The organism is Paenibacillus sp. LHD-38, assembly GCF_031157315.1.
Lineage (GTDB): Bacteria > Bacillota > Bacilli > Paenibacillales > Paenibacillaceae > Pristimantibacillus.
The window spans coordinates 221,991-243,283 of sequence record NZ_JAVIFU010000005.1 but is presented as its reverse complement, the minus strand read 5'-3'; the positions used below and the strand labels follow the sequence as shown (position 1 = coordinate 243,283).

At 48.4% G+C, this 21,293-nt stretch carries 22 protein-coding genes; 17 read left to right on the top strand and 5 right to left on the bottom strand.

Features of this window, described 5'->3' with window-relative positions; translation table 11 throughout:
* Positions 1-10 precede the first annotated feature (10 nt).
* The 3 genes from RCO25_RS34780 to RCO25_RS06720 all read left to right on the top strand — a co-directional run bounded on the left by RCO25_RS34780 (position 11) and on the right by RCO25_RS06720 (position 2,305).
* Positions 11-109, top strand: a complete 99-nt coding sequence (locus tag RCO25_RS34780; protein ID WP_374992070.1) for a zinc ribbon domain-containing protein — start codon at positions 11-13, stop codon at positions 107-109.
* A 1,034-nt stretch (positions 110-1,143) separates the two neighbouring features.
* Entirely contained in the window at positions 1,144-1,842 is a 699-nt protein-coding gene (locus RCO25_RS06725) for a pirin family protein (RefSeq protein WP_308995360.1), read from the top strand.
* A gap of 136 nt (positions 1,843-1,978) precedes the next feature.
* Positions 1,979-2,305, top strand: coding sequence for a hypothetical protein (locus RCO25_RS06720; protein WP_308995359.1), 327 nt, complete (start codon positions 1,979-1,981; stop codon positions 2,303-2,305).
* Between the two features lie 151 nt (positions 2,306-2,456).
* Here RCO25_RS06720 and RCO25_RS06715 read toward each other — a convergent pair whose 3' ends face one another.
* Both RCO25_RS06715 and RCO25_RS06710 read right to left on the bottom strand, forming a co-directional pair.
* Positions 2,457-3,098, bottom strand: a complete 642-nt coding sequence (locus RCO25_RS06715; RefSeq protein WP_308995358.1) for a hypothetical protein — start codon at positions 3,096-3,098, stop codon at positions 2,457-2,459.
* A gap of 235 nt (positions 3,099-3,333) precedes the next feature.
* The gene (locus tag RCO25_RS06710) at positions 3,334-3,465 is read right to left on the bottom strand and encodes a DUF4023 family protein (RefSeq protein WP_374992069.1); all 132 of its coding nucleotides are present in this window, start codon (positions 3,463-3,465) and stop codon (positions 3,334-3,336) included.
* 205 nt (positions 3,466-3,670) lie between these two features.
* On the opposite strand from RCO25_RS06710, the gene RCO25_RS06705 reads away from it, so the two are divergent.
* The 3 genes from RCO25_RS06705 to RCO25_RS06695 all read left to right on the top strand — a co-directional run bounded on the left by RCO25_RS06705 (position 3,671) and on the right by RCO25_RS06695 (position 5,281).
* Positions 3,671-4,126, top strand: coding sequence for a DUF2269 family protein (locus RCO25_RS06705; protein ID WP_308995357.1), 456 nt, complete (start codon positions 3,671-3,673; stop codon positions 4,124-4,126).
* Positions 4,127-4,223: 97 nt separating this feature from the next.
* Complete coding sequence (locus tag RCO25_RS06700; RefSeq protein WP_308995356.1) at positions 4,224-4,892, top strand: hypothetical protein; 669 nt, start codon at positions 4,224-4,226, stop codon at positions 4,890-4,892.
* Between the two features lie 158 nt (positions 4,893-5,050).
* Complete coding sequence (locus RCO25_RS06695) at positions 5,051-5,281, top strand: cold-shock protein (protein ID WP_053373644.1); 231 nt, start codon at positions 5,051-5,053, stop codon at positions 5,279-5,281.
* Between the two features lie 231 nt (positions 5,282-5,512).
* On the opposite strand, the gene RCO25_RS06690 is transcribed toward RCO25_RS06695, so the two are convergent.
* Positions 5,513-7,135 (bottom strand): response regulator transcription factor, encoded by a 1,623-nt coding sequence (locus RCO25_RS06690; protein WP_308995355.1) that lies wholly within the window; start codon positions 7,133-7,135, stop codon positions 5,513-5,515.
* Positions 7,132-9,060: a cache domain-containing sensor histidine kinase gene (locus tag RCO25_RS06685; protein WP_308995354.1), complete on the bottom strand. Its 1,929-nt coding sequence runs from the start codon at positions 9,058-9,060 to the stop codon at positions 7,132-7,134. The genes RCO25_RS06690 and RCO25_RS06685 overlap by 4 nt, the downstream gene beginning before the upstream one ends.
* 113 nt (positions 9,061-9,173) lie before the next feature.
* Between RCO25_RS06685 and RCO25_RS06680 the strand changes: the two genes are divergently transcribed.
* The 10 genes from RCO25_RS06680 to RCO25_RS06635 all read left to right on the top strand — a co-directional run bounded on the left by RCO25_RS06680 (position 9,174) and on the right by RCO25_RS06635 (position 19,322).
* Positions 9,174-10,061: a carbohydrate ABC transporter permease gene (locus RCO25_RS06680; protein WP_308995353.1), complete on the top strand. Its 888-nt coding sequence runs from the start codon at positions 9,174-9,176 to the stop codon at positions 10,059-10,061.
* A complete protein-coding gene (locus RCO25_RS06675; RefSeq protein WP_308995352.1) occupies positions 10,061-10,894 on the top strand; it encodes a carbohydrate ABC transporter permease in 834 nt (277 codons plus the stop codon). Before RCO25_RS06680 ends, RCO25_RS06675 begins: the two co-directional genes overlap by 1 nt.
* A 148-nt stretch (positions 10,895-11,042) precedes the next feature.
* Positions 11,043-12,359 carry an ABC transporter substrate-binding protein gene (locus RCO25_RS06670; RefSeq protein ID WP_308995351.1) on the top strand — a complete coding sequence of 439 codons (1,317 nt, stop codon included), beginning with the start codon at positions 11,043-11,045 and terminating at the stop codon, positions 12,357-12,359.
* Between the two features lie 168 nt (positions 12,360-12,527).
* The gene (locus tag RCO25_RS06665; protein WP_308995350.1) at positions 12,528-12,683 is read left to right on the top strand and encodes a hypothetical protein; all 156 of its coding nucleotides are present in this window, start codon (positions 12,528-12,530) and stop codon (positions 12,681-12,683) included.
* Positions 12,653-13,765, top strand: coding sequence for a PP2C family protein-serine/threonine phosphatase (locus RCO25_RS06660; protein ID WP_308995349.1), 1,113 nt, complete (start codon positions 12,653-12,655; stop codon positions 13,763-13,765). The genes RCO25_RS06665 and RCO25_RS06660 overlap by 31 nt, the downstream gene beginning before the upstream one ends.
* Before the next feature lie 341 nt (positions 13,766-14,106).
* A complete protein-coding gene (locus RCO25_RS06655; protein ID WP_308995348.1) occupies positions 14,107-15,693 on the top strand; it encodes a spore germination protein in 1,587 nt (528 codons plus the stop codon).
* An 18-nt stretch (positions 15,694-15,711) separates the two neighbouring features.
* Positions 15,712-16,914, top strand: a complete 1,203-nt coding sequence (locus RCO25_RS06650; protein ID WP_308995347.1) for a Ger(x)C family spore germination protein — start codon at positions 15,712-15,714, stop codon at positions 16,912-16,914.
* Positions 16,911-17,132: a hypothetical protein gene (locus tag RCO25_RS06645; RefSeq protein WP_308995346.1), complete on the top strand. Its 222-nt coding sequence runs from the start codon at positions 16,911-16,913 to the stop codon at positions 17,130-17,132. Before RCO25_RS06650 ends, RCO25_RS06645 begins: the two co-directional genes overlap by 4 nt.
* Before the next feature lie 15 nt (positions 17,133-17,147).
* On the top strand, positions 17,148-18,239 hold the full coding sequence (locus RCO25_RS06640; RefSeq protein ID WP_308995345.1) for a GerAB/ArcD/ProY family transporter: 1,092 nt from the start codon (positions 17,148-17,150) through the stop codon (positions 18,237-18,239).
* Positions 18,240-18,245: 6 nt separating this feature from the next.
* On the top strand, positions 18,246-19,322 hold the full coding sequence (locus RCO25_RS06635; protein WP_308995343.1) for a GerAB/ArcD/ProY family transporter: 1,077 nt from the start codon (positions 18,246-18,248) through the stop codon (positions 19,320-19,322).
* Positions 19,323-19,368: 46 nt separating this feature from the next.
* Here RCO25_RS06635 and RCO25_RS06630 read toward each other — a convergent pair whose 3' ends face one another.
* Positions 19,369-20,469 (bottom strand): GGDEF domain-containing protein, encoded by a 1,101-nt coding sequence (locus tag RCO25_RS06630; protein WP_308995342.1) that lies wholly within the window; start codon positions 20,467-20,469, stop codon positions 19,369-19,371.
* A 255-nt stretch (positions 20,470-20,724) separates the two neighbouring features.
* On the opposite strand from RCO25_RS06630, the gene RCO25_RS06625 reads away from it, so the two are divergent.
* Positions 20,725-21,111, top strand: a complete 387-nt coding sequence (locus RCO25_RS06625; protein ID WP_308995341.1) for a hypothetical protein — start codon at positions 20,725-20,727, stop codon at positions 21,109-21,111.
* Positions 21,112-21,293 lie beyond the last annotated feature (182 nt).

The following is a 21,293-nucleotide window of genomic DNA, read 5'->3' as shown; positions in this document are numbered from 1 at the left end:
GAAAAAGACGCTGGCTGTTCGAACGCATCGATGTGATCCGTGCGGATATGTCGCTGACCGCGATGTGAACGCGGCACGAAATATTTTGCAACGCGCTTTAGTATCGTAACCATGAAAAGTATTAGGCTCGGACGGAGCCTTCAAGGAGGGGTGAGGTTACGAATCCCGATGATCTGAGAAGCCCCTGCCTTTAGGCATGGGGAGTCGTCACTGTTGTAACTGTATTTATTTACGAGCATTACGAATCAATTATGCCACACACCCTGCGTACAAAGTGAATGCCATAGCTCATTAACGACATATACTTTCGATCCAGGTATGGTGGACACAGATATGCAAGCAGTAGCCCGCAACGAAGAGGGCCTGCCAATTGCAACTTTTTTTAGAGCGGCTAAGAAACAGGCTCCTTCGGGGTAAGTTTGTTCGGGGTGCTCATGTAGTCCTCCTCTGATACAGAACGTAAGTTCGCGTATAAGTGATTATAGACAGTAATGAGGGGAATAGCAACCATATATAACAGCGATGTCTTCAGCAGTTCCACCACATGAAAAATCCCCTTTAAGTAGACTATAGTGTGCTTTTCTGCACTGTCTACTGAAAAGGGGATAATATCATTCTTGGCATCCTTACTTTAATGAGTTAGCTATTCTTCGTGAGAAGATTTGAATCTCTTCCGGTCCGTTTTAACTTCATTTTCAACGGCCTTCTTGTAATTCTTGTATTCCGTCGATGATACGATCTCTTCTTTGCTCGTGGCAGGGAGGATGATACTTGAGTTGGGTCCAGATACTAGTAGACTTCCGTCAGGTTGAGCATAACCGGCGATGATATGATATTTATCGACTTCAAGGAGTTTGTCGTTCTCAAACAACACAACAGATTTCTGATCCTGGGTAATTCCGCGAGGGACGGGGAACTAAAGATAAAAAAAACAGCGGCAGTCTAGGACTTTTTTTTCTCGTCAATGGCTGCCGCTGTTTCAATTATTGAGGTCAGTCTAATACTTTATTTTCCTTAAATAGGTAGTTCTTACGCTATCGGCCGTTTTTTTGGTTTGTCTGCAACGGAGTTTAAGGCTTGCTTGAAAGATATAAAACTGCTATAAATAAGTAAGTAAATAAATAGTTGTTTGGAGGAGAGACGATGATCGACGTATTCCCCGCGGCATCGCGGCATTCGGCAGATCTCGGCTGGCTGCGCAGCCAACCCAGCTTTTCATTCGGCGCCTATTATGATCCGAACCGAACGGGCTTTAGTGTTATGCGTGTGTGCAATGATGATTATTTAGCTCCGGGAAAAGGCTTTGGCGCCCATCCCCACAGCGACATGGAAATTGTCTCTATCGTATTAAACGGTCAGATCAGACATGAAGATAATCTCGGCAATTCGGTTGTATCCTCTTTTGGAGAGGTACAGCGTATGTCAGCGGGTACGGGGGTCATCCATACGGAGTTCAATGCCTCCGAGGAAACGGAGCTGCGCTTGCTGCAGCTGTGGTTTATGCCGAAGGAGCGAGGTTTGGCGCCATCCTATGAAGCGAGCCGCTTCGATATCGACAAGCTGCATAATGCGCTGCTGCCTGTCGTTTCCGATCAAGCGCATGATCAGGCAGCTTCGATCGGCCAAGAATTGACGATCTATTTGAGCAAGCTGGATCAGGGAAAGCAGCTGTCCTACGCCGTTGAGCCTGGCCGCAAGCAGTTTATCTATATCATCGAAGGCGAGCTTCAGGTGCATGGGGAAACGCTGGAGGCTGGCGATACCGCGCAGATCGAAGCAGCGGATGAGCTTTCTTTTGCTGCGTCCTCCCCGGCGTTTTTTATGTTTATTGATTTGCCATAAGCTTACGAAGTAAGTTTGTATAAATATAAGAAAGTATAAAATTTTAACCTTATATGATGCTTATATATCACCGCGAAACGAGCTTCTGCCGCTAAGGACGGCGTCAGCCGTTTACGCTTGGTAGGAGGGGTTGGAGATGAAACAGACGTTTCAAATTAAGCACGCGGTGGGCGGGCGGATGTTTATTGATTCAAATAAGCAGGACGTTCCCTACACGCTCGTTCCGCAGGGACAGGGCTTTAAATTCACGGTCAGCGTGCCTTGGGGCCCGATGATTGAAGAGCTGCTTGCGCATAAGGAAGAGCTGAACGTGTTTGTTTTCCAGGAGTTTGACGATCAACCAACATTGAAAACCTGGTATTACGTCAAGGACGGCCCAGTTGAATTTGATACGGCTGAGAGCAGGCTTACGATTATTGCGGATTCCCGCATCGAATATTATCCGCATGAATATTCCGTTTGAAACGGCAAACGATGAAGAAAAACCAGTCCATCTCCCGCAAGCAGGGAAAGACTGGTTTTTATTTTAATATAAGAAATTATTAAATTTAACGTTATGCGATGCTTTTACACCGCGAAATGACGTCAGGATTTTACGCTTGTTGACTTCATTGTTATTGTATATTGAAGCTCGCTTTTATTTTGTCGAATTCTTTAAAATCAGAAGTTTTGAAACGGGTTTTGTCTACGAAAAAATTTAAAGTGACATAATCTGCACCATATTTTACGATTACCAGCTTCCCAACCGAATCTGGGGTTTCATAAGTAATTTCTTTCGCATTTTGTTTAGCCATTTGGATATCAGCTGTATGAGTCGCTTTTATTCTGGAAGCTTTAAGTGCGGAGGTTACGTAGGTATCAAGGGAAGCCGCTGCCGTTTTTTCAAAATAGAATTCGATGCCCATGTAGTAATTACTGTACATTAAATGCTCTCTTGTTAATATGGAGGGTCCCCAATTGCCGTTAATGATAAGCTGATAAAAGCCTTCGCTTTCCGGTGTGGATATATCTATATACCGTTCGCTCCCAAGCGTAAGCTTATTGTTTTTTGAATCATATTCTATTTTGCTGCTCAGAGCGGCCATGGATGCGATATTGCGAACAGGCAAATAAGTTGTTCCTTCATAAACCAAAGCTTTCATTGGCTCTAGAAGCTCTCCGTTGAGTTCTACCTTTATGGCCGGGTTTAAAAATGCTTTGATTTCTTTGAATTTTGAATTTGCCAACGCCCCAGCCGCGCCTCCAAGCAAGAACACGAAGGATACCCCGCAGATCAATAAGCCTTTTTTGATCATAATAAACCCCCTCATTCATTTCCAAATTATCTCATTCGACCAAGGGAGGGGGATATCCTTTTTCCCAAAAAATATCGATGCAGAATGAATCGGTTACATAATGAAAAGGCCCTGTAGCGGCAAGCGCTAGAGGGCCTTTCAAACTGCACAGTTTTTCTACGATTGAATCTCGCTAGACAACCATACTTTGTTCCTGTTATTTATTGGTGCTGTGCTGTTTAGTGCTGAGCCTATCAGCCGGACTGCCGTTGCCGCCGCGTCTTTTATTCATCGCGGCCTTTTGCTGCGTAGCCTTTACCTTTGCGACATACTCACTTGTACTTTCCAAAACCATCATCCTCCTTCATTTTAAGCAGTGTTTTGCAACTTCATTAATTAGAATAACCAACAATCGAGAAATAAGGCTCTCCATCCATATTTTTTGTGAACGGCGATTGAAAGCAGAGTTTGTCCTCCTTTATAATACCCATATGTGCCTCATGGACAGCATATAATCGTACAACAGGCTCGGGGCAAATAAAGCGGAGGGACTGATGCTTTTTTTGTACACGATTGTGCTGTTCATTCATGTGTTGGCTGCGGTTATGGGGCTTGGAGCGGCATTTGGGTTTCCGATTTTAGCGAGAACAGCCAAGACGGCAGCGCAGGCCAGGTTCACGCTTCAGCTGCTGAAAAACCTGGAGATCCTGCCCAAGGCAGGGAGCATTACCTTGCTGCTTACGGGTCTTATTATGGGCATCATGGAGCCGGATTTGTTCACGGAGGTTTGGTTTATTGCATCGATTGCGATTTACTTGATTACGCAAATCTTCGTAATCGGCATGCTGCCAAGAAATATGAAGGCTCAAGCTGCCATACTAGAAAATCACACGGGCGAAGAGCTTCCTCCGCAGTATAAGGCTGTGTCTAAGCAATCAGCCAAAATCGAGGGCGTAACGCACCTATTTGCGTTCTTGCTTATTTTTCTTATGGTGTTTCAGCCGTTTTGACCACCATGGTGGCCATCAAGAAGCAAACGATACATAATCACAAAACGCGGTGTTACCAAGTAATGCTGGACATCCGATCAAACAAAGCGAGGTACTTATGTTTAGAGTGACGGCACGGGTACAAATGAGAGCAGGCTTTGAAGCGGAAGCGTTGGAAGCCGCGAAGAGGGAGCAAACGGTGCATCGGCTTTTGGAGCAGGGCGAGCTCATGACGGTGGGCTGCTTCAGATGGGAACGGAATGTGTTCCTTTACTTCGAATGCGTGAATCAACCGCTGGAGCCGGCTGAGCTTTTGCCGTCGATGGCACCGTATCTTGAAGATTGGCCAGGGCATTCAGAGGCTCGGAAGTGGATCCCGATGATCGACGTGTTTCATTTTAACGAGCCTGCAGGCTACGAGCATTGGCTGCGCAAGGAAACGGTGGATCGCCGCGTAGGCAGAGTTGCGCATCTGAAGCCGGAGATGGCCGCGAGCTATATTTATTTTCATTACCAGCTCCAGGAGGAGCGTGCCTTCCATGGGCCGAAATACGAAATCATAACGATGCACGAAAATTTGCTGTTCGGCTATCAGGAATTTCCCGCCGTCGTCGAAGAGCCGGTATTGCGGGGAAAACTAAGCACGACGGGTACGCCAGCCGATTGGAATGATTCGAGGATGGATCTTCACTTTCAACCTTGGGAGGACGGCCATCTGTATTTCAAGCCAATAGAGCAGCTATTTGCCTACTACAGCGGTACCTCAAAAAAAGGCGCACAAGCATAGGCTGATATTTGCCTTTTATGGACGAAATATGGTACAATGAAATCAATTGCAAGTTTGTAGCACATATTCACAATACACTGCTGTTTATAAATGATAACTGCCCCTTACGCTAAAGTTTGAGGCAGTTTTTCCTTTTTTTATCGCGAAGGAGGCTGACCATGTACAATCGTAAAAAACCGCTTGAAGAGATTCCGGAAGAAAACACGAAGGTATGGACATGCGAGACGGAAGGGTGCAACAGTTGGATGCGCGATAACTTTGCCTTTGATCACGTTCCTACTTGTTTAATCTGCCATGAACCAATGGTCAGCGGCGAGAAGATGCTGCCCGCGCTCAATAACTCCAATAGTGACATGAAGACGTTAAAAAAGGGTACTCCAATCATGTAGTTCCCTTATTCACTGGCAGAAGCCGAGCTTCGCACGAATGGTTAACACCGTTCGGGCAGAGCTCGGCTTTTTGCAATATAAGAAAGTATAAATTTTAACCTTATACGATGCTTATATTTCACCACGAAACGAGCTTCTGCCGCTAAGGACGGCGTCAGCCGTTTACGTTTGGGTTTGCAGTACACCGCAAATCTACTGCTTTTACCACAAGAGGCAGCTTCGAGCTTGTTGTTACGAATCGCCCCCAAAATGATGCTTCCGATAATCGTTAGGCGAACAGTTTGTACGTTTCTTAAAGACGCGGCTGAAATATTTCTCATCCTGGAAGCCGACCAGCTCAGCGACCTGCGAAATTTTCAGCTGTCCGTTGGCTAGGAGCTCCTTCGCCCGTTTAATCCGTACCTCCGCAATGAAATCGGACAAATTCCCGTTTGTTTCTTGTTTGAATTTTCGTGATATATATTCCCGGCTGAGGAAAAAGCGCTCTGATATATCCTGCAGCGTAATTTCCTCATGCGGATGCTGTTCAATATATTCGGCAATGTCTTCGATGACGCTGCGTTCCTTGTCACGCTCCGCTATTTGTGCAGAGAGCTCGCAAGCCTCTGTAAATACGACGTGTTTCCATTGCTCAAAATCAAAGAAACCATGGGCATCAACTGGCAATAACGCCTGATCCTCCGCTTTTGGGGCTTGCTCCACGGCACTGCCGCGGTTGTTTTTGGAATCCCATATGGACTTGGCAAGCTCATATTGCTGCCGCCAAACGATAAGCTGCTCTAATGATATGCAGCCTGCTTGGTCAAGTGTGTCAAACCAAGGCTGCAAGGCACGGCGAATCTGCTCCTTGCTGCCGCTAAGAACTGCAAAACGTATAGGCTCCTCATGTTCGCTGAAGAGCTGCTGCGTGCTTTTGCTGCTGGGAGCAGCGCTGCTGAACGGATGGCAATAGGTATGGTTAACGAGTAAATTTCGGCGTAGAAGCGCTAACTTCGCTTGCTGATAAGCGCTGGCAGCGGCTTCAGGGAAGGCGGCTGCGTGTCCGAGTCCAAAGTGGAACCGCGTTTTCAGCGCCAATGACATGGCATCATTTATTTCTTGGATCAGCTGTGGAGCCTGCTCGCCCTCCCCCCAGAACAGCAGCAGCAGCTCATGGTCTTGCCCCCAGTGGCGAAGCGCGAAGCCAAGCTCCTGTTCCTTCAGAAATTCATTGCAAATATTCGTCAGCGAAAACAATAACAGGTCCAGTCCGGCCGCAAACTTTTCCCTAACCGCAGGCGTAGTCAGGTCAAGCCTAACGATTGCAATGCGGGCTCTTGTAATCGGAGCCGTAATGCCAAGCTCTTGTTTCAGCGTATCAGCAAAGCTCGGATAGGTGCCAGGCTCGTTAATCATCGTCGAGAAATACTGCTCCAAGTACATCGGCTTCAGCTGGTTCAGCTCGATATTCATCTTGCGCTTGCGGGTACGCTCCTGCTCCTCCGTCGTCCAGCTGTTCACCGCTTTAGTCAGTGCGCTCACGAGCTGCTCGGCGTCGATCGGCTTCAAAATATAATCGACCCCGCCGTATTTCACCGCATGGCGAACGAAGCTGAAGTCATCATGGCCGCTGATCACTATGATTTTGCTGGCGGGCGCATGCTCAGCCGTCCACTGCAGCAGCTCCCTGCCGTCCATGTTCGGCATCATCATATCGGTGAAAATAATCTCCGGCCGCTCTGCGCGGATCAGCCCCGTAGCGGATGCGCCGTCCTGTGCTTCAAGCAGCGTATCGATGCCGAATTGATCCCATGGAACAAGCAGGCGGATCGCTTCCCTCACATGCTTCTCATCGTCAATGATTAATGCCTTCATCCTTCATTCTCCTTCACCAGCGGTATATGAATCGTAACGGAAAAGCCGTGCGGCTGCACATGGCGCAGCTCCATATCGGCGGTGGAGTCAAAATGCAGGCGCAGCCTCGACAGCACGTTATGCAGGCCAATGCCGCCATCCTCCTGGTTATTCTCCCGCGCAGCACCGAGCTTCGGCACCTTTTTCAGCTGATTTAGCACCTCCTGCAGCCGTTCCTCGGACAGACCGCAGCCATTATCCTGAACCTCGATGGACAGCAGCTGCCTCGGCTCATCCAAGAAGCTTGTGATTATCAGCTCGGAAGGCTCCTCTGACGATTGCACGAAGCCGTGCTTGAAGAAGTTTTCGAGCAGCGGCTGCAAAATCATTTTTGGAATCAGAATGCGCTTGGTTTGCTCATCAATATTCAGTTGAATATGCAAGGCGGTATCAAAGCGCTGCTTCTGCAGATCGAGGTAGGCCTGCACATAATCGAGCTCCCGGCTTAGCTCTACGACCGCATCCATCGTGTTCATCTGATAGCGCATCATTTTGCCGAGGGAGGTGATAAGCGAATAGGCTTTCATGTCCCCGTGCTGGAGCGAGACGGTGCCGATCGACTGCAGCGCGTTATAGAGAAAATGCGGATTAACTTGGGCCTGCAGTGCCTTTAATTCATTCGTCTTGTTTGCGATCTCGAGCCGGTACTCGGTCAAAATCAAATTGTTGATCGTCTGCATCATGGAACGGAAACGCCGTGCGAGCAGGCCGATTTCATCATCGCTGTGAATGTCGATCGACACATTCAAATTACCCGTTTCAATTTTGTTCACGTATCCGATCAGACGCAGCAGCGGCTTTGTAAACCGGATGGAAATAAATAAGGTAGCCAAAACCACAATGGCAAGGAAAGCGATTCCGACGGCTGTATTAATGCGGGCAATGCGGTCAGCTGCGCTGAATAGATGCTTGTATGGCGTTTGCTTAACTAAATACCAGTCCATGTAGGGCGTCTTAATCCGGTCATAAAAGACCATGCCGTCGAAGGATTCTGTTTTCCAATCGAAATGCCCGCTGTCCTGCCCTGACTTCAAAACCGTCCCAAGCCAGCTTTGCTTGGAGGCGGTGCCGATCTCGTTTTTATCCGAGGCCAAAACGATTTGGCCGCTCGAATCCATGATGTAGAAGCTCTCCTCGCCGCTGTCATAAAGCTGGCGGTTCAGATCCTCCAGCACATGGAGCCGCACATCGATGGACAACTCTGCAAGCAGCTCCTCGCTAGGCGCCCGGAAGATGGGGCGATGCAGCGTAAAGACCATTTCCTCGCTTGCGGCGGATTTGAGATCGACGAGTCCGTAATTGTGGCTCTTATGCGAAGGCTCAATGTAGGCTTTTTTCGTCGTTTGCGGAATGGAGCCTACGTTTTGACCCACCTTAATATCGTCGTTCCAGAGCAGGTAAGTCGCGTTTTGCTTCACGACATACAGCCTTACTTTATGAAATTCGCTTACGCTCTGATATATGTTGTAGAGATGGTCCTTCAGCAGGTTGCGGTTGCGAATGACATCGGTAATGTCGTTCGGAAACACCTCGTCCTCCATGCTGTGCTCCAATATATAATACAGGGAGCGCGGAACATTCATCGCATTATAGACGGCGAGCGACTTTTGGTTGATGTTGTTCATGTAGTTCAAAATGTTGGTCTTGCCAAGCGACAGCAGCCGATTATTTTTGGCGATGGCTTCTTCGGTAATGGATTTAGTCGTCGCGTTGTACGAAATGATCATGGATGTCGCAATGGGCAAAATCGTTGCTGCAAGCAGCAGCAGCATGAGTTTTTTTCGAATGGTGTTAAACGGCTTGACCGTATTCATGACCGCAATCGCCCGCTTTCTGAACATGTCGCTCTTGCATACACAGTAACCGATAAGGCTGCGGATGGTCAATATAGTCCACCTACGTTATCATCATCCTCTGTGTTCCGCTTAGGGCAAACGGTTTTATACTGAGAACATCAACAGCTATATTCCGTCATAGGGAAGAGAAGGGGGACGAGAGGATGTCCAAAAAAATCAAATGGACCGAATGGGCCCAGCAAACCGTTTTTGTCGGCCCGGGACTTATTGCATTTATACTGATTGTGCTTGCGCCGTTCGTGATGGGCTTTTACTACACGTTTACGGAATGGAACGGGATGGATCTCGGCAACGCGAAATGGACCGGAATGAAAAATATTATAAAAATTTTCACAGATGATTCTAGGTTTTGGAACGCATTCTGGTTTACGACTAAATTTACGGCTGCAGCCGTCGTGGTAACCAATGTAACGGCATTTCTGCTGTCACTGCTGCTGACGCGCAACCTGAAGAGCCGCAACTTCCTGCGGACGGTGTTTTTTCTGCCTAACGTCATTGGGGGATTGCTGCTCGGCTACATTTGGTACTTCATCTTTGTACGCGGCTTTCGGGCGATTGGGGAAGCAACGGATATCGGCTTTTTTAATCTACAGTGGCTCGGCACGCCGAACACAGCCTTTTGGGGAATCGTGATTGTATTTGTGTGGCAAACCGCGGGTTACATGATGATCATCTATATAGCGGCGATGATCAGCGTGCCGAAGGATTTAATCGAAGCCGCCAAAATCGACGGGGCTGGCGCGTGGCAGCTGCTGCGTTCCGTAACCGTACCGCTGATCATGCCGGCGATTACGATTTGCTTGTTCTTAACGACTTCCAATTCGTTCAAAATGTTTGATCTTAACCTGTCGCTAACCGCCGGCGGACCCGGCAATGCGACGGAATCGATCGCGCTCAACGTATACCGCGAGGGGCTTGTGAACAATCGATACGGTCTCGGCACGGCAAAGGCAATGATCTTCTTCTTTGGCGTCGCGTTGATTACGGTCACGCAGGTCTGGATTACGAAGAAAAAGGAGGTGGAGGCATAATGGAAAACAGACAGCGCTACACTCCGCTCATCCTGCTGCTTGAGCTTGTCGCCATTGCGGTTGCGCTAATCTTCCTGGCACCGTTTTATTTTCTGCTCACGAACTCATTTAAAGAGCTCAAATACATTCTGCTCAACGCCGCCTCGCTTCCGGAGAAGCTGGGACTGGGTAATTTTAAGCGGGCTTGGGTGGCCATCGATTTCCCGACGGTATTTCTCAATTCGTTTATGGTGACGTCAATCAGCGTGCTGCTGCTCGTCATCATTAGCTCGATGATGGCTTACCGTTTGGTGCGTCGTCCAACGACTTTTAACAAGCTGCTGCTGACGGTGCTTGTCGCTGCGATGATCATTCCGTTTCAATCGGTTATGCTGCCGCTCATGCGCATTACTTCCATGTTCGAGCTTCGCGGCCATCTGTATGGTATCGTTATTTGTTACATGGGCTTCGGCATATCGTTATCGATGTTTTTGTATCACGGCTTCATTAAGTCCGTTCCGCTGGAGGTAGAAGAGGCGGCGGTGATGGATGGCTGCTCTCCATACGGCGTGTTCTGGCGAATCGTATTCCCGCTGCTTAAGCCGATTACGGTTACAGTCATTATTCTGAACGTGCTGTGGATCTGGAACGACTATCTGCTTCCGGTATTGGTTATTAATGATAACCTGACAACGATTCCGCTGGCGGTGCAAAAGTTTTTTGGCCAATATTTGCGGAAATGGGATTTGGCAATGGCGGCCCTTACGCTGAGTACAATTCCGATCGTTATCTTTTTCTTATTTTTGCAGAAGCATATTATTGAAGGTATAACGGCTGGTTCTGTCAAAGGTTAGGTTTACAACATGAATATATGGAAGTTATCAACATATTACACCTATAAGTGCAATATATTCGGTGTTGTGCTAGCTTGTTGCACAATTATAATGACGATGTAAGCGTTACAAAACAAAATGATATATAAAATTTGCGGGAGGTCATAAGATGAAAAGAATTTCCTTTCTTTTGTTAGCGGCTATTATGTTCATCGTTCTGGCAAGCGGCTGCGGCAGCAGCAACAACGGTGGAAACGCAACAAACGCCCCAACTGAAGGAGCCAATGAGGGCAAGACAGAGGAAGCCACAGAAGCTCCGAAGAAGGACGTTACCATTAAAGTGTTCCAATTCAAAGTAGAGATTGCAGAGGCGCTTGGGAAGCTGGCTGCTGAATACGAGAAGGAAACAGGCGTTAAGGTGGAAATCGAGACGCATGGCGGCGGCGAAGACTACAGCGCATTGCTGAAAGCGGAGCTTGCTGCTGGCGAAGAGCCGGAAATTTTCAACTCAAGCGGCTGGGCGGGCTTTGATCCTTACGTGGATCGGGCGACTGATTTGACTGGCGAGGCTTGGGCCAAAGATTTACTAGAAGCGTCGAAAGCGCAAATTACGCGTGACGGCAAGCTGCTCGGCATGCCGATGAACCTTGAAGCTTACGGCTTCACGTATAACAAGGATCTATTTGCAAAAGCGGGAATCACAGAGCTGCCGCAAACGCTTGAAGACCTGGAGGCTGCAGCTAAAAAGCTGAAGGACGCAGGTATCATACCATTTGCGCTTACTTCCGAGTGGTGGTCGATGGGTATCCATACGCTAAACATCGCTTTCGCGAACCAAGCTGATCCAGCTGCATTCATTGAGGATGTAAAAGCAGGTAAAGTGAAGCTGAAGGACGACCCGATCATGAAGCAATGGATTCGCCTGGTGGACATTATGTTCGCTAACGGCCAAGACAACGCGTTGACAACGGATTACAACACGCAGGTAGCTGAATTCGCTGCAGGCAAATACGCAATGATTCAGCACGGCAACTGGGTTCAAGGCATGATCGACGAGATCGATCCAGCGCTTAACCTTGGTATGATGGCTGTGCCGCTTCAAGGCAAACCGAACGTATTTACAGGCGTGCCGAACAACTGGATCGTGAACAGCAAATCCGACCAAGTGGAAGAAGCGAAAGCGTTCCTAAACTGGATGGTAACTTCGGAAACAGGTAAAAAATTCATCTCTACCGACTTTAAATTTGTGCCAGCATTGTCTTCCATTGCTCCAAATCCAGAAGCAGTAGGCAAAATTGGCGGCGACTTCGCTACCTTCGCGAATGCAAGCCCTGAGCAAGTAAAAGGCTGGAACTGGGATCGCTTCCCTGACGGCATCACACAGCAATGGGGTGCGGCTATGCAGGAGTACCTCGGCAAACAAATTACAAGCGACCAGCTGCTTGAGAAATTCGACAAAGCGGTACAGGATATCGTGAAAAAATAAATCAACAAAGCAGAAAGCTCCGCACTCGTGCGTAGCTTTCTTTTTATATATAAGGATTTATCCTTGTTCACTTATAAATGAGCTTATCTCACTCTGCCAAATGGCGGCTTTTTTCCGCAGCCGACGGCGACAGCCTTTTGCGCTCATTATGCGCAGGCGCAAACATAAATGCTTGCTCCTCTCAATATGATTGTAGATGAAGGCCTTTGCCGGTGCGGGGTACCTGCGGCGGAAGCGCAGCAGCACTCCGAGCCGGGATGGCAAGATGGAGACAAGGCGGAGGTGAGCGGATCGTGGATAGATGGAGAAAGGGATTGGCGTTAGTTTGGCTGCTGCTGGCTGCCGTTTATGCGGCGTTAAAGTGGATACCGGCAAAGCAGCTGGAGAAATTATGGACCGGGCAGCAGGCGGATCGGATAAGCTCGGTGCTTGGTTGGTGCGTTATTGGCGGAGCCGTGCTGTTGGCAGCAATCCTTCTATTTAATGTGTTTGTTAGTCGAGGGAAAGGTAAGTCTGATAGTGCTGCAGCAGCGGTTCTAGAAACAGGGGAGAAGCTGGTTATCGGGCTTTCGACCGAGCTCTCGCAGCCTATCGCTGCTGCTGAAACGGCAGGAGCGGGGCAAGGGGAATATGCGGTTAAAGCCGCATTCCATCTCATGGCCGGCTCCGCGCAGCATATCGGCGAACGCGAGGAGCAGCAGGACGCTTATTGTTTCTCGTCCTTAGAGGATGCAGAGGCGGTCAAACGCCATGGTGTGCTGGCGGTACTCGCCGACGGAATGGGCGGCTATGAGATGGGCAGGGAAGCGGGCCGGCTTGCTGCGCTGACCATGCTGGATGAATATACGAAGAAAACAGCAGAGGAAGCCGTGCCGCGAGCGCTGGCGGAGTCGCTGCAGCTTGCCAATAAGGCCGTTTATGAGCTTGCGCTGGAGCATGAACTGGAATGGTGCGTAGGCACGACACTGGCTGCCGCCGTTATTCAGGATAATCGATTGTTTTGGATATCGGCTGGCGACAGCCGGATTTATTGGTACCGCGGCGGCAAGCTGATAGCCTTAACGAAGGACCACATCTATGCGAATCGGCTGCAGGAGCGGGTTGCGGCAGGCGAGCTTACTCAGGAAGAAGCGGATTCACATCCGGAACGTCATCTATTAACAAGCTACCTCGGTATTCCAAGGGTAACGGAAATGAATGCAAATCAAGTGCCGATTCGGCTCATGGCAGGGGATTGGGTTATTTTATGCAGCGATGGGCTGTATGACGATTTATCAGTTGAGTTGTTGGAGGAAGCGAAGTGCTTCCCGCCTAATGAGGCGTCAGCGTATATTGTTAAACGTGTGCTTGCACAGGAGAGGCCGTATCAGGATAATGCGACTATTGCGATATTGGCCTGTTATTAACGTTTGCGGATGAGTCTATATATGAATAATAACGGATCTGGAGTCCGGAACCGTTATCCTCGCTAAGCTTTCGCGTACATTTGCACGAAACGCCGGTTAACGAGTGACAGGGCTGTCTTTCAGGTAAATACCTAGAAAGACAGCCCTGCGCAAGAACCTCACTGTAATTCCCCTATGGATCCAGCACCGTAACGCAACTCGAAAGGTAATCCAGAATGAATATCGTCTTTTCGATCCGGCCCATATGATGCTGTATTTACATGCCCGGCAGTTCTACATATAAAAGGTAATTTTGGCTAACAATAACGAAAGAAAAGATTTTGTCGAAGGGATCGACACAAATGAAGGAGCGCTCCTTGTTTAAAAACTTCACCAAAGCGTCCAAAAAGAAAAAAACTGACGACCCTGTTCAGCAGGAAAGCGCAAATAACAGTCAGCCCCATCAGCTTTATACCGATTTGCAGCAAAATGAACAGCAGCTTCGCTCGATTTATGCCAACTGCTCGGACATCGTCTATCGTACCTTCTTCATCGAAGGCCAAACGAAAGCAATCTTGATCTATATTGACGGTCTTGCCGACTCCGGCGGAATTGAATCGAACGTCATCTCCCCCCTCATGCAAGAAGCGGAAGGGAAAGCTTATGAAATCGGCCAGCTCGCTGAGCGAAAAATATCTGCATCGCAGGCAAAGCCTTTTACCACCTTTCAAGAGTGCGTCGAATACTTATCGAACGGCCTTCCGATACTGCTCCGGGATCATGAAGCAACCGGACTCGCTTTCGGATTGAACAAATGGGAGAAACGCTCCATCGAAGAGCCTGTGGCTGAATCCGGGATTCGGGGGTCGCGTGAGGGCTTTACCGAAACGCTGCGAACGAATACATCTCTAATCCGCCGTATTGTAAAAAGCCCTATGCTCAAAACGGAACAGATGAAAATCGGCGGCTACACCCAGACGAATGTCATCATCGCATACATCGAAGGGTTAGTCGATAAGACGTTGGTGGAAGAAGTGAGAAACCGGCTTGGGCGCATCCGGATCGACGGCATTCTGGAAAGCGGATATATCGAAGAGTTGATTGAGGATATGCCCTACTCGCCGTTTCCGCAGCTGCTATCAACGGAACGCCCAGATGTGACCTGCGCCAATCTGCTCGAGGGGCGGGTTGCCATATTGGTGGAAGGGACTCCGTTTGTATTAATCGCCCCCATAACCTTATTCTCCTTAATGCAGTCAGCGGAAGATTACTATCAAAGGTTCTGGGTAAGCACCGCTATGCGTTGGCTGCGTTATATGTTTACATTGATTTCAATGCTGCTTCCGTCGCTTTATGTAGCGATTCTAACCTTTCATCATGAGATGGTGCCCGGGTCCTTGCTCATCAGCATGGCGGTCTCGCGGGAAGCGGTGCCCTTTCCGGCATTGGTCGAAGCGCTCATTATGGAAGTGACCTTCGAGGCGCTCCGCGAAGCGGGCGTCCGGTTGCCCAAGCAGGTCGGCTCTGCCGTCAGCATTGTCGGAGCGCTCGTCATCGGCCAAGCGGCGGTTCAAGCCGGCCTCGTGTCTGCGCCGATGGTCATTGTCGTTGCCATTACCGGGATCTCGTCCTTTATGATCCCACGATACATTGCCGGCATTGCGATACGGCTGTTGCGCTTTCCGTTAATTTTTCTCGCAGGATCTTTAGGGCTGCTTGGCATTATGATGGGGATTATCGCTATAGTGCTTCATTTGAGCAGCCTGCGTTCTTTCGGCGTTCCATATCTGTCTGCCATCGCAACTCCAAAGATGAAGGAACTGAAAGACGTGCTGATCCGGGCTCCTTGGTGGATGATGAATACGCGTCCGCGCCTTACGGGGGATTACAACGAGTACCGGCAAGCGCCTAATCAAAAACCGAGACCTGAACAGGGAGGCGAAGCCTAATTAGAAGAGGTGAAATGGATGCGGTCCGACTCTTTGAAAATATTATATAAATTATGCATTTTAGTCTCTTTATTCGTATTTCTTGCGGGATGTTGGGACCGTACGGAGCTCAACGATTTGGCGCTTATTACAGCGATGGCCTTCGACCAGGCGGAGGACAAGCAAATTCAAGTGACCGTACAAATCATCATTCCGCAAAACCAAGGCGGAGGAGGCATGACGGGCGGAACAAGCGGCGGAGCGCCGAAAAAGACAACCGTCCGCGGTGAAAAAGGAATCAACATTTCCGATGCGCTGTCCAAGCTTCAACGAAAAATTCCGCGGAGATTGTTTTGGGGACAGTGCAAAGTATTTATATTCAGCGAAGAAGTTGCGAAATCGGGCATCAAGGACGAATTCGATTTTTTGGTCCGTCACCCGCAGCCTAGAGAGAGAGCTTATATGTTTGTCAGCAAAGGAAAAGCGGCGGATTTGCTCGAATTGTTCCCCCCGATTGAACGCAGTTCATCGGAAGTGCTGAGGGAAATGGCCGACTTTCAAATCGGGATCAAGGTTACGCTTGAGCAGCTTAGCATGTTGTTGAAAGGGGATGCTGAGGCGTCTGCTCTTCCGATCGTTCATATTCTTCCAAAAGCCAAGTCGGCGGAACCTTTCCAAGCGATGCCGTATATCATGGGATCCGCTCTTTTCAAAAAAGACAAAATGGTCGGGCGAATTTCGGAAAAAACGACGCGCGGCGTCATGTGGATTCTAAACGAAATCGATGAATACACCGTTACTTTCACGATGGACGGGAGAGATGAGCTCGTGTCGTTGAAACCAGTTAAAGCCAAAGTCAAGCTCCTTCCGAAAATGGAAGGCGACAAATGGATGATGACAATCAAGGTGAGCGCGGAAGGGGACATTATTCAGAACGGTACCGTCTTGAATCCAATGAATCCGAAATTGTTAGAGAAAATGGACAAGGCGTTTGAGGATGATGTAAGAGAGCGTATAGAGCAAGCGCTTCGCGAAGTTCAACATAAGAATAAGGTTGACATATTAGGCTTTGCGACGGCTTTTCATCGGAAATATCCGAAACAGTGGGAGAAGAACAAAGATCATTGGGATGAGCTGTTTCCCAAGGTTGAAGTAACGATTGATGTCGATGCGTCCATCCAGCGGCCCGGTTTGATCAACGCTCCCGGAGGAATACCTGAAGAAGAGGTGCAGGAAAAATGAGACTTGCTTTATTTAGCGGCGTGACGATTGCCGCACTGCTGATTCTATGGTTTGAATGGCCGCGAATGAAAGCAAAACCGATAAAGGATAAAGCGGCGTTAGTATCGCTGCTCCTAATCGGATGGCTGTTGACCATGCTGGATCTTCCAAACACGCCGGGCCCTACTACGCTTCTTGAAGCTATCTTCAAGCCGTTTAGGGGACTGGTAGAAAAATAAAGCATGGTGATGGCGATGTTGGAGAAAGGAAAAATATCAGGCGTCCAAATGGCGCTAATGCTGTACCCGACCGTATTGGCCACAGGATTTCTCGCCCTGCCGACGATTACGTCCCAGTATGCTCAAAACGACTTTTGGATGACGGGCATCCTCTCCCTCTTTATGGGCCTCATTACTGTATATACTGCGGTCCGGCTCCACGAGCTTTATCCGAATGAGAACGTCATCCAGCATAGCGAACGGATTGCCGGGAAATTAGCAGGGAAAATCATCGGCACCATTTTCTTTCTCTATTCGATTCATGGCACCGGAGCGATTGTCCGCCAGTATGCCGAATTCGTGACGGGCAACTTCCTGTTCAAAACGCCGATCCTGCTCATCATCTCCTCCATGGTTTTACTCGCCTCAATTGCCGTACGGGGAGGATTGGAGACTATGGCGAGGAGTGCCGTCATTTTCACGCCGATTTTTATTTTCCCTTTATTGTTCCTTCTGCTCCTCATTCCCGATCTGGACGTGAGAAACATCTTCCCTATTCTTAGCCATGGAATCATCCCTGTGCTCAAGGGAACGGCCACGCCGCAGGCCTGGGTCAGCGAATTGTTCTTTATGACCTTTTTCCTGCCCTGCTTGACCGATCCGGACAAAGGCCGAAAGTGGGGCAACATGGCATTGGGCGCTATCGTGCTCAGTATGGCTTATGTCAACTTGTTTGCGTTATTTTTGCTCGGGCAGGACACGGGCGACAAAGCGTATCCGATCTTGGTCGCTTTCCGTTATATTAGCGCCGCCGGTATTTTTGAAAATTTGGAGTCGCTGCTTCTCGCGATGTGGGTCGTGGGAAACTTTGTAAAGATCTGTGTGTTTTTCTATGCGGCTGTCCTTTCTTTGTCGCAAACGCTTCGATTGTCGGATTACCGCCCCACCGTCTTCCCGCTTGGCATTCTGGCGATCGTTTTCAGCTTATGGGATTTGCCGAGCTTATCTAGAATCGGGATCCATAATAGGTACACAGCTCCTTTCGAAATACCGGCAGTGTTGACGTTTATCCCTCTGCTGCTGCTTGTTATCCATCATTTACGAGGAATAAGAAAAACCAGGAGGTAAAAGTTCATGCTGGAGAAAGGAAAAATTTCAGGTGTCCAAATGGCGCTGATGCTGTATCCGACCGTACTGGCCACGGGCTTTATTTCCCTGCCGACCATTACGGCCCAGTATGCTCGGAACGATCTTTGGATGACGGGCATTCTCTCGTCTTTTATGGGTCTCGTTACCGTATATGTTGCGGTACGGCTGCATGAGCTTTATCCGAACGAGACTGTCATTCAGCACAGCGAGCGTATTGTCGGGAAAATACCTGGGAAAATGATCGCCGTCATCTTCTTTCTGTTTTCGCTGCAGGCCGCCGGAAACGTTATCAGACAATATGCCGAATTCGTTACGGGCAACTTTCTGTTCAAGACGCCGATTCTATTGATCATTTCCACCATGGTATTGCTTGCCTGTTTTGCCGTACGTGCTGGATTGGAAATCATGGCGAGATGCGCAGTCATTTTTACTCCTATTTTTATTTTGCCTTTATTTATTCTTCTGCTTCTCTTTCCCGACTTGGAGGTCAGAAACATTTTCCCGATCCTAAGCCGAGGGTTCATCCCGGTGCTCCAAGGAACGGCCACACCGCAGGCATGGATCAGCGAATTGTTTTTTATGACCTTTTTTCTGCCCTGTTTGGCAAATCCGGAAAAAGGAAAGAAGTGGGGCATGATTTCATTGTGTGCCATTGTATTAAGCATGACATATGTCAATCTCATTACTTTATTCTTGCTTGGTCCTGACACGGGCAATAAAAATTATCCGATCCTGATCGCGTTCCGTTATATCAGCGTCGCCAATTTTTTCGAAAATTTGGAATCACTGCTCCTCGCGATGTGGGTTGTCGGAAATTTTATTAAGATCAGCGTGTTTTTTTATGCGGCCGTCCTTTCTTTTGCACAGACGCTGAGGCTTTCGGATTACCGGCCGGTTGTGTTTCCTCTAGGCATCTTTGTGATCATATTCAGCTTGTGGGATTTGTCGAACTTCTCTGCGCTAGGATCTCTTTTAACGTTCATGCTTCCGTTCGAAATTCCTGTTGTTCTGACGCTCATCCCGCTGCTGTTACTTGTTATAGACCGTTTGCGCCGGACGTGATTCAGGGCTTAGCATATATTTTCGTTAAAATGTTGGCGGGACCCCCTTATTGCATCGTCGTACGGTTTTTCCCCTCGCTCTTCGAGACATAGAGCGCCTGGTCGGCTTGCTGGAAGGCGTATTCCTTCGTTTCACCAACCTCAACCGCATGCATGCCGATACTTAGGGTAACATGGCGCCGGTTCATTTCCGGAATGGGAATGCACGCAATCGCTTTTCGCAGCTTCTCAATGATAAGCCAAGCAGCTTGGATATCGTCTTCTCGCAAGAGGATAACGAATTCCTCGCCGCCATACCTTGCCGCAAAGCTTTTGCGGCTAATATGGTCCGCTATGCAGGCTGCTGCATGCTTAAGCGCGATGTCACCTGCCCAGTGCCCGAACGTATCATTGACCATCTTGAAATTATCGATATCCAAAATGGCGATCTGCAGCGGAAAGGGATGCAGCTTCTGATCCGCCAGCAGCTTCTCGAATTGTTCATGAAAAGATTTATGATTGTGCAAACCTGTCAACGGATCAATCTTGACCACACGCTCCATCAGCATCGTCTGAATGCGCAGCTCCTGCTCGGATTGCTGGACCATATCCAGCTGAGCCACCAGCTCGCTTCCGCGGCGGATAACCGCAAGTCCGGTAAAGGTGGCTATAATCATAAAACAGGATGTAATAAGCAATTCGACAATATCGGATGAGGAGCGATTCTCCGTATAACAGTGTGTGATAAATAGCCCAATGAAGCTTAGCGCCAGGCAAATAAATAAATACTTTTTTTTGAAATAAATAATGGATATGAGCAGAGGAAACATCATTACAATAGGCGCGACTGCAAAATGATCATTAAGAAAATAGAAATACATAAACGATAATGCCAATGAGGCGTATATAAGCGCTTCCTCTGAACGTCTTGGATTTAAACGGTGGCAAAGCTCAAGAACCATCATAATAAACAAAAAAACGGTGTGAGGAATGAACAATTCCTCGGATAAATAACTCATTGGCGTGAATGTAGGCACGATTAATGTAATAACCTCATAAATAAGCAATTGTGAGGCAAGCACGACAATGGAAACGATCCACAAAATATTAAGGATTAACCGGTTCCAATTTAAGGTTATAAGCAAGCTGTGAAGATGCGGCGTAGACATAATCGCCTCCATTTCTAAAAATACGAGCATCTATAAGTTTTTCGACATTTGGGGATTTTTATTATTCACTGCGCAGCCAGCCTTACCGCCAAAGGCGTCGACGGCTGATAACGCTTGGTTGCAGTTCGTTTAGGGTTCGACGGGTTTGCGGCTGCCTCCTTTATTTTTCGACAAAAACTGCGATACTTTTTGGTTAGAACCACCGTGGTAGTGGGTAATATAGGTTAGAAACGTCTAAGGAGGTAGGTAATCAAAATGGATAACGATCAAGAGCGCGACAAGGGGCATACGAACAGCTTAGTGACGGAAAAAGATATCGATCCTACATTTGGTTTGTTTACGGAAGAGACGCGGGAAGGCGCGGTATCGGATGCATCTGAGCTGCTGGCGAAGCAGCATCCGCGTGAGAATGCCCATGTGCACGAATCACATATTCCGGCTGCAATCGAGGCGTATGACGAGCTGGACTCCGAAGTTGATACCGCTGAGGAAATTTCAGAGGAGCTTGCCGCCGTTCCGGATGCGGACGTAATTGCTAAGGACAGCCCGATCGATCCGGCGTCTCCGGGCGAGGAGTTTCACGGCACGGACCTGCTGAACGGCGTTGGCAATCATCCTGAGGATGAAACGGAAGAGCTCTAAATAACCAGCCTATAATCGCCATAGCCCAAAGAGGAGAAGCACCTTCAATGCCATTTGATAGAATGGCATTGAAGGTGCTTCTTTTAAAATATAAGGATTGATAAGATCTATTATCGTTGGCGGCATCGGCCAGCCGCTCATCAGATACGGCGCTTGTGGTACAATTGAGGAACAAATGTTCT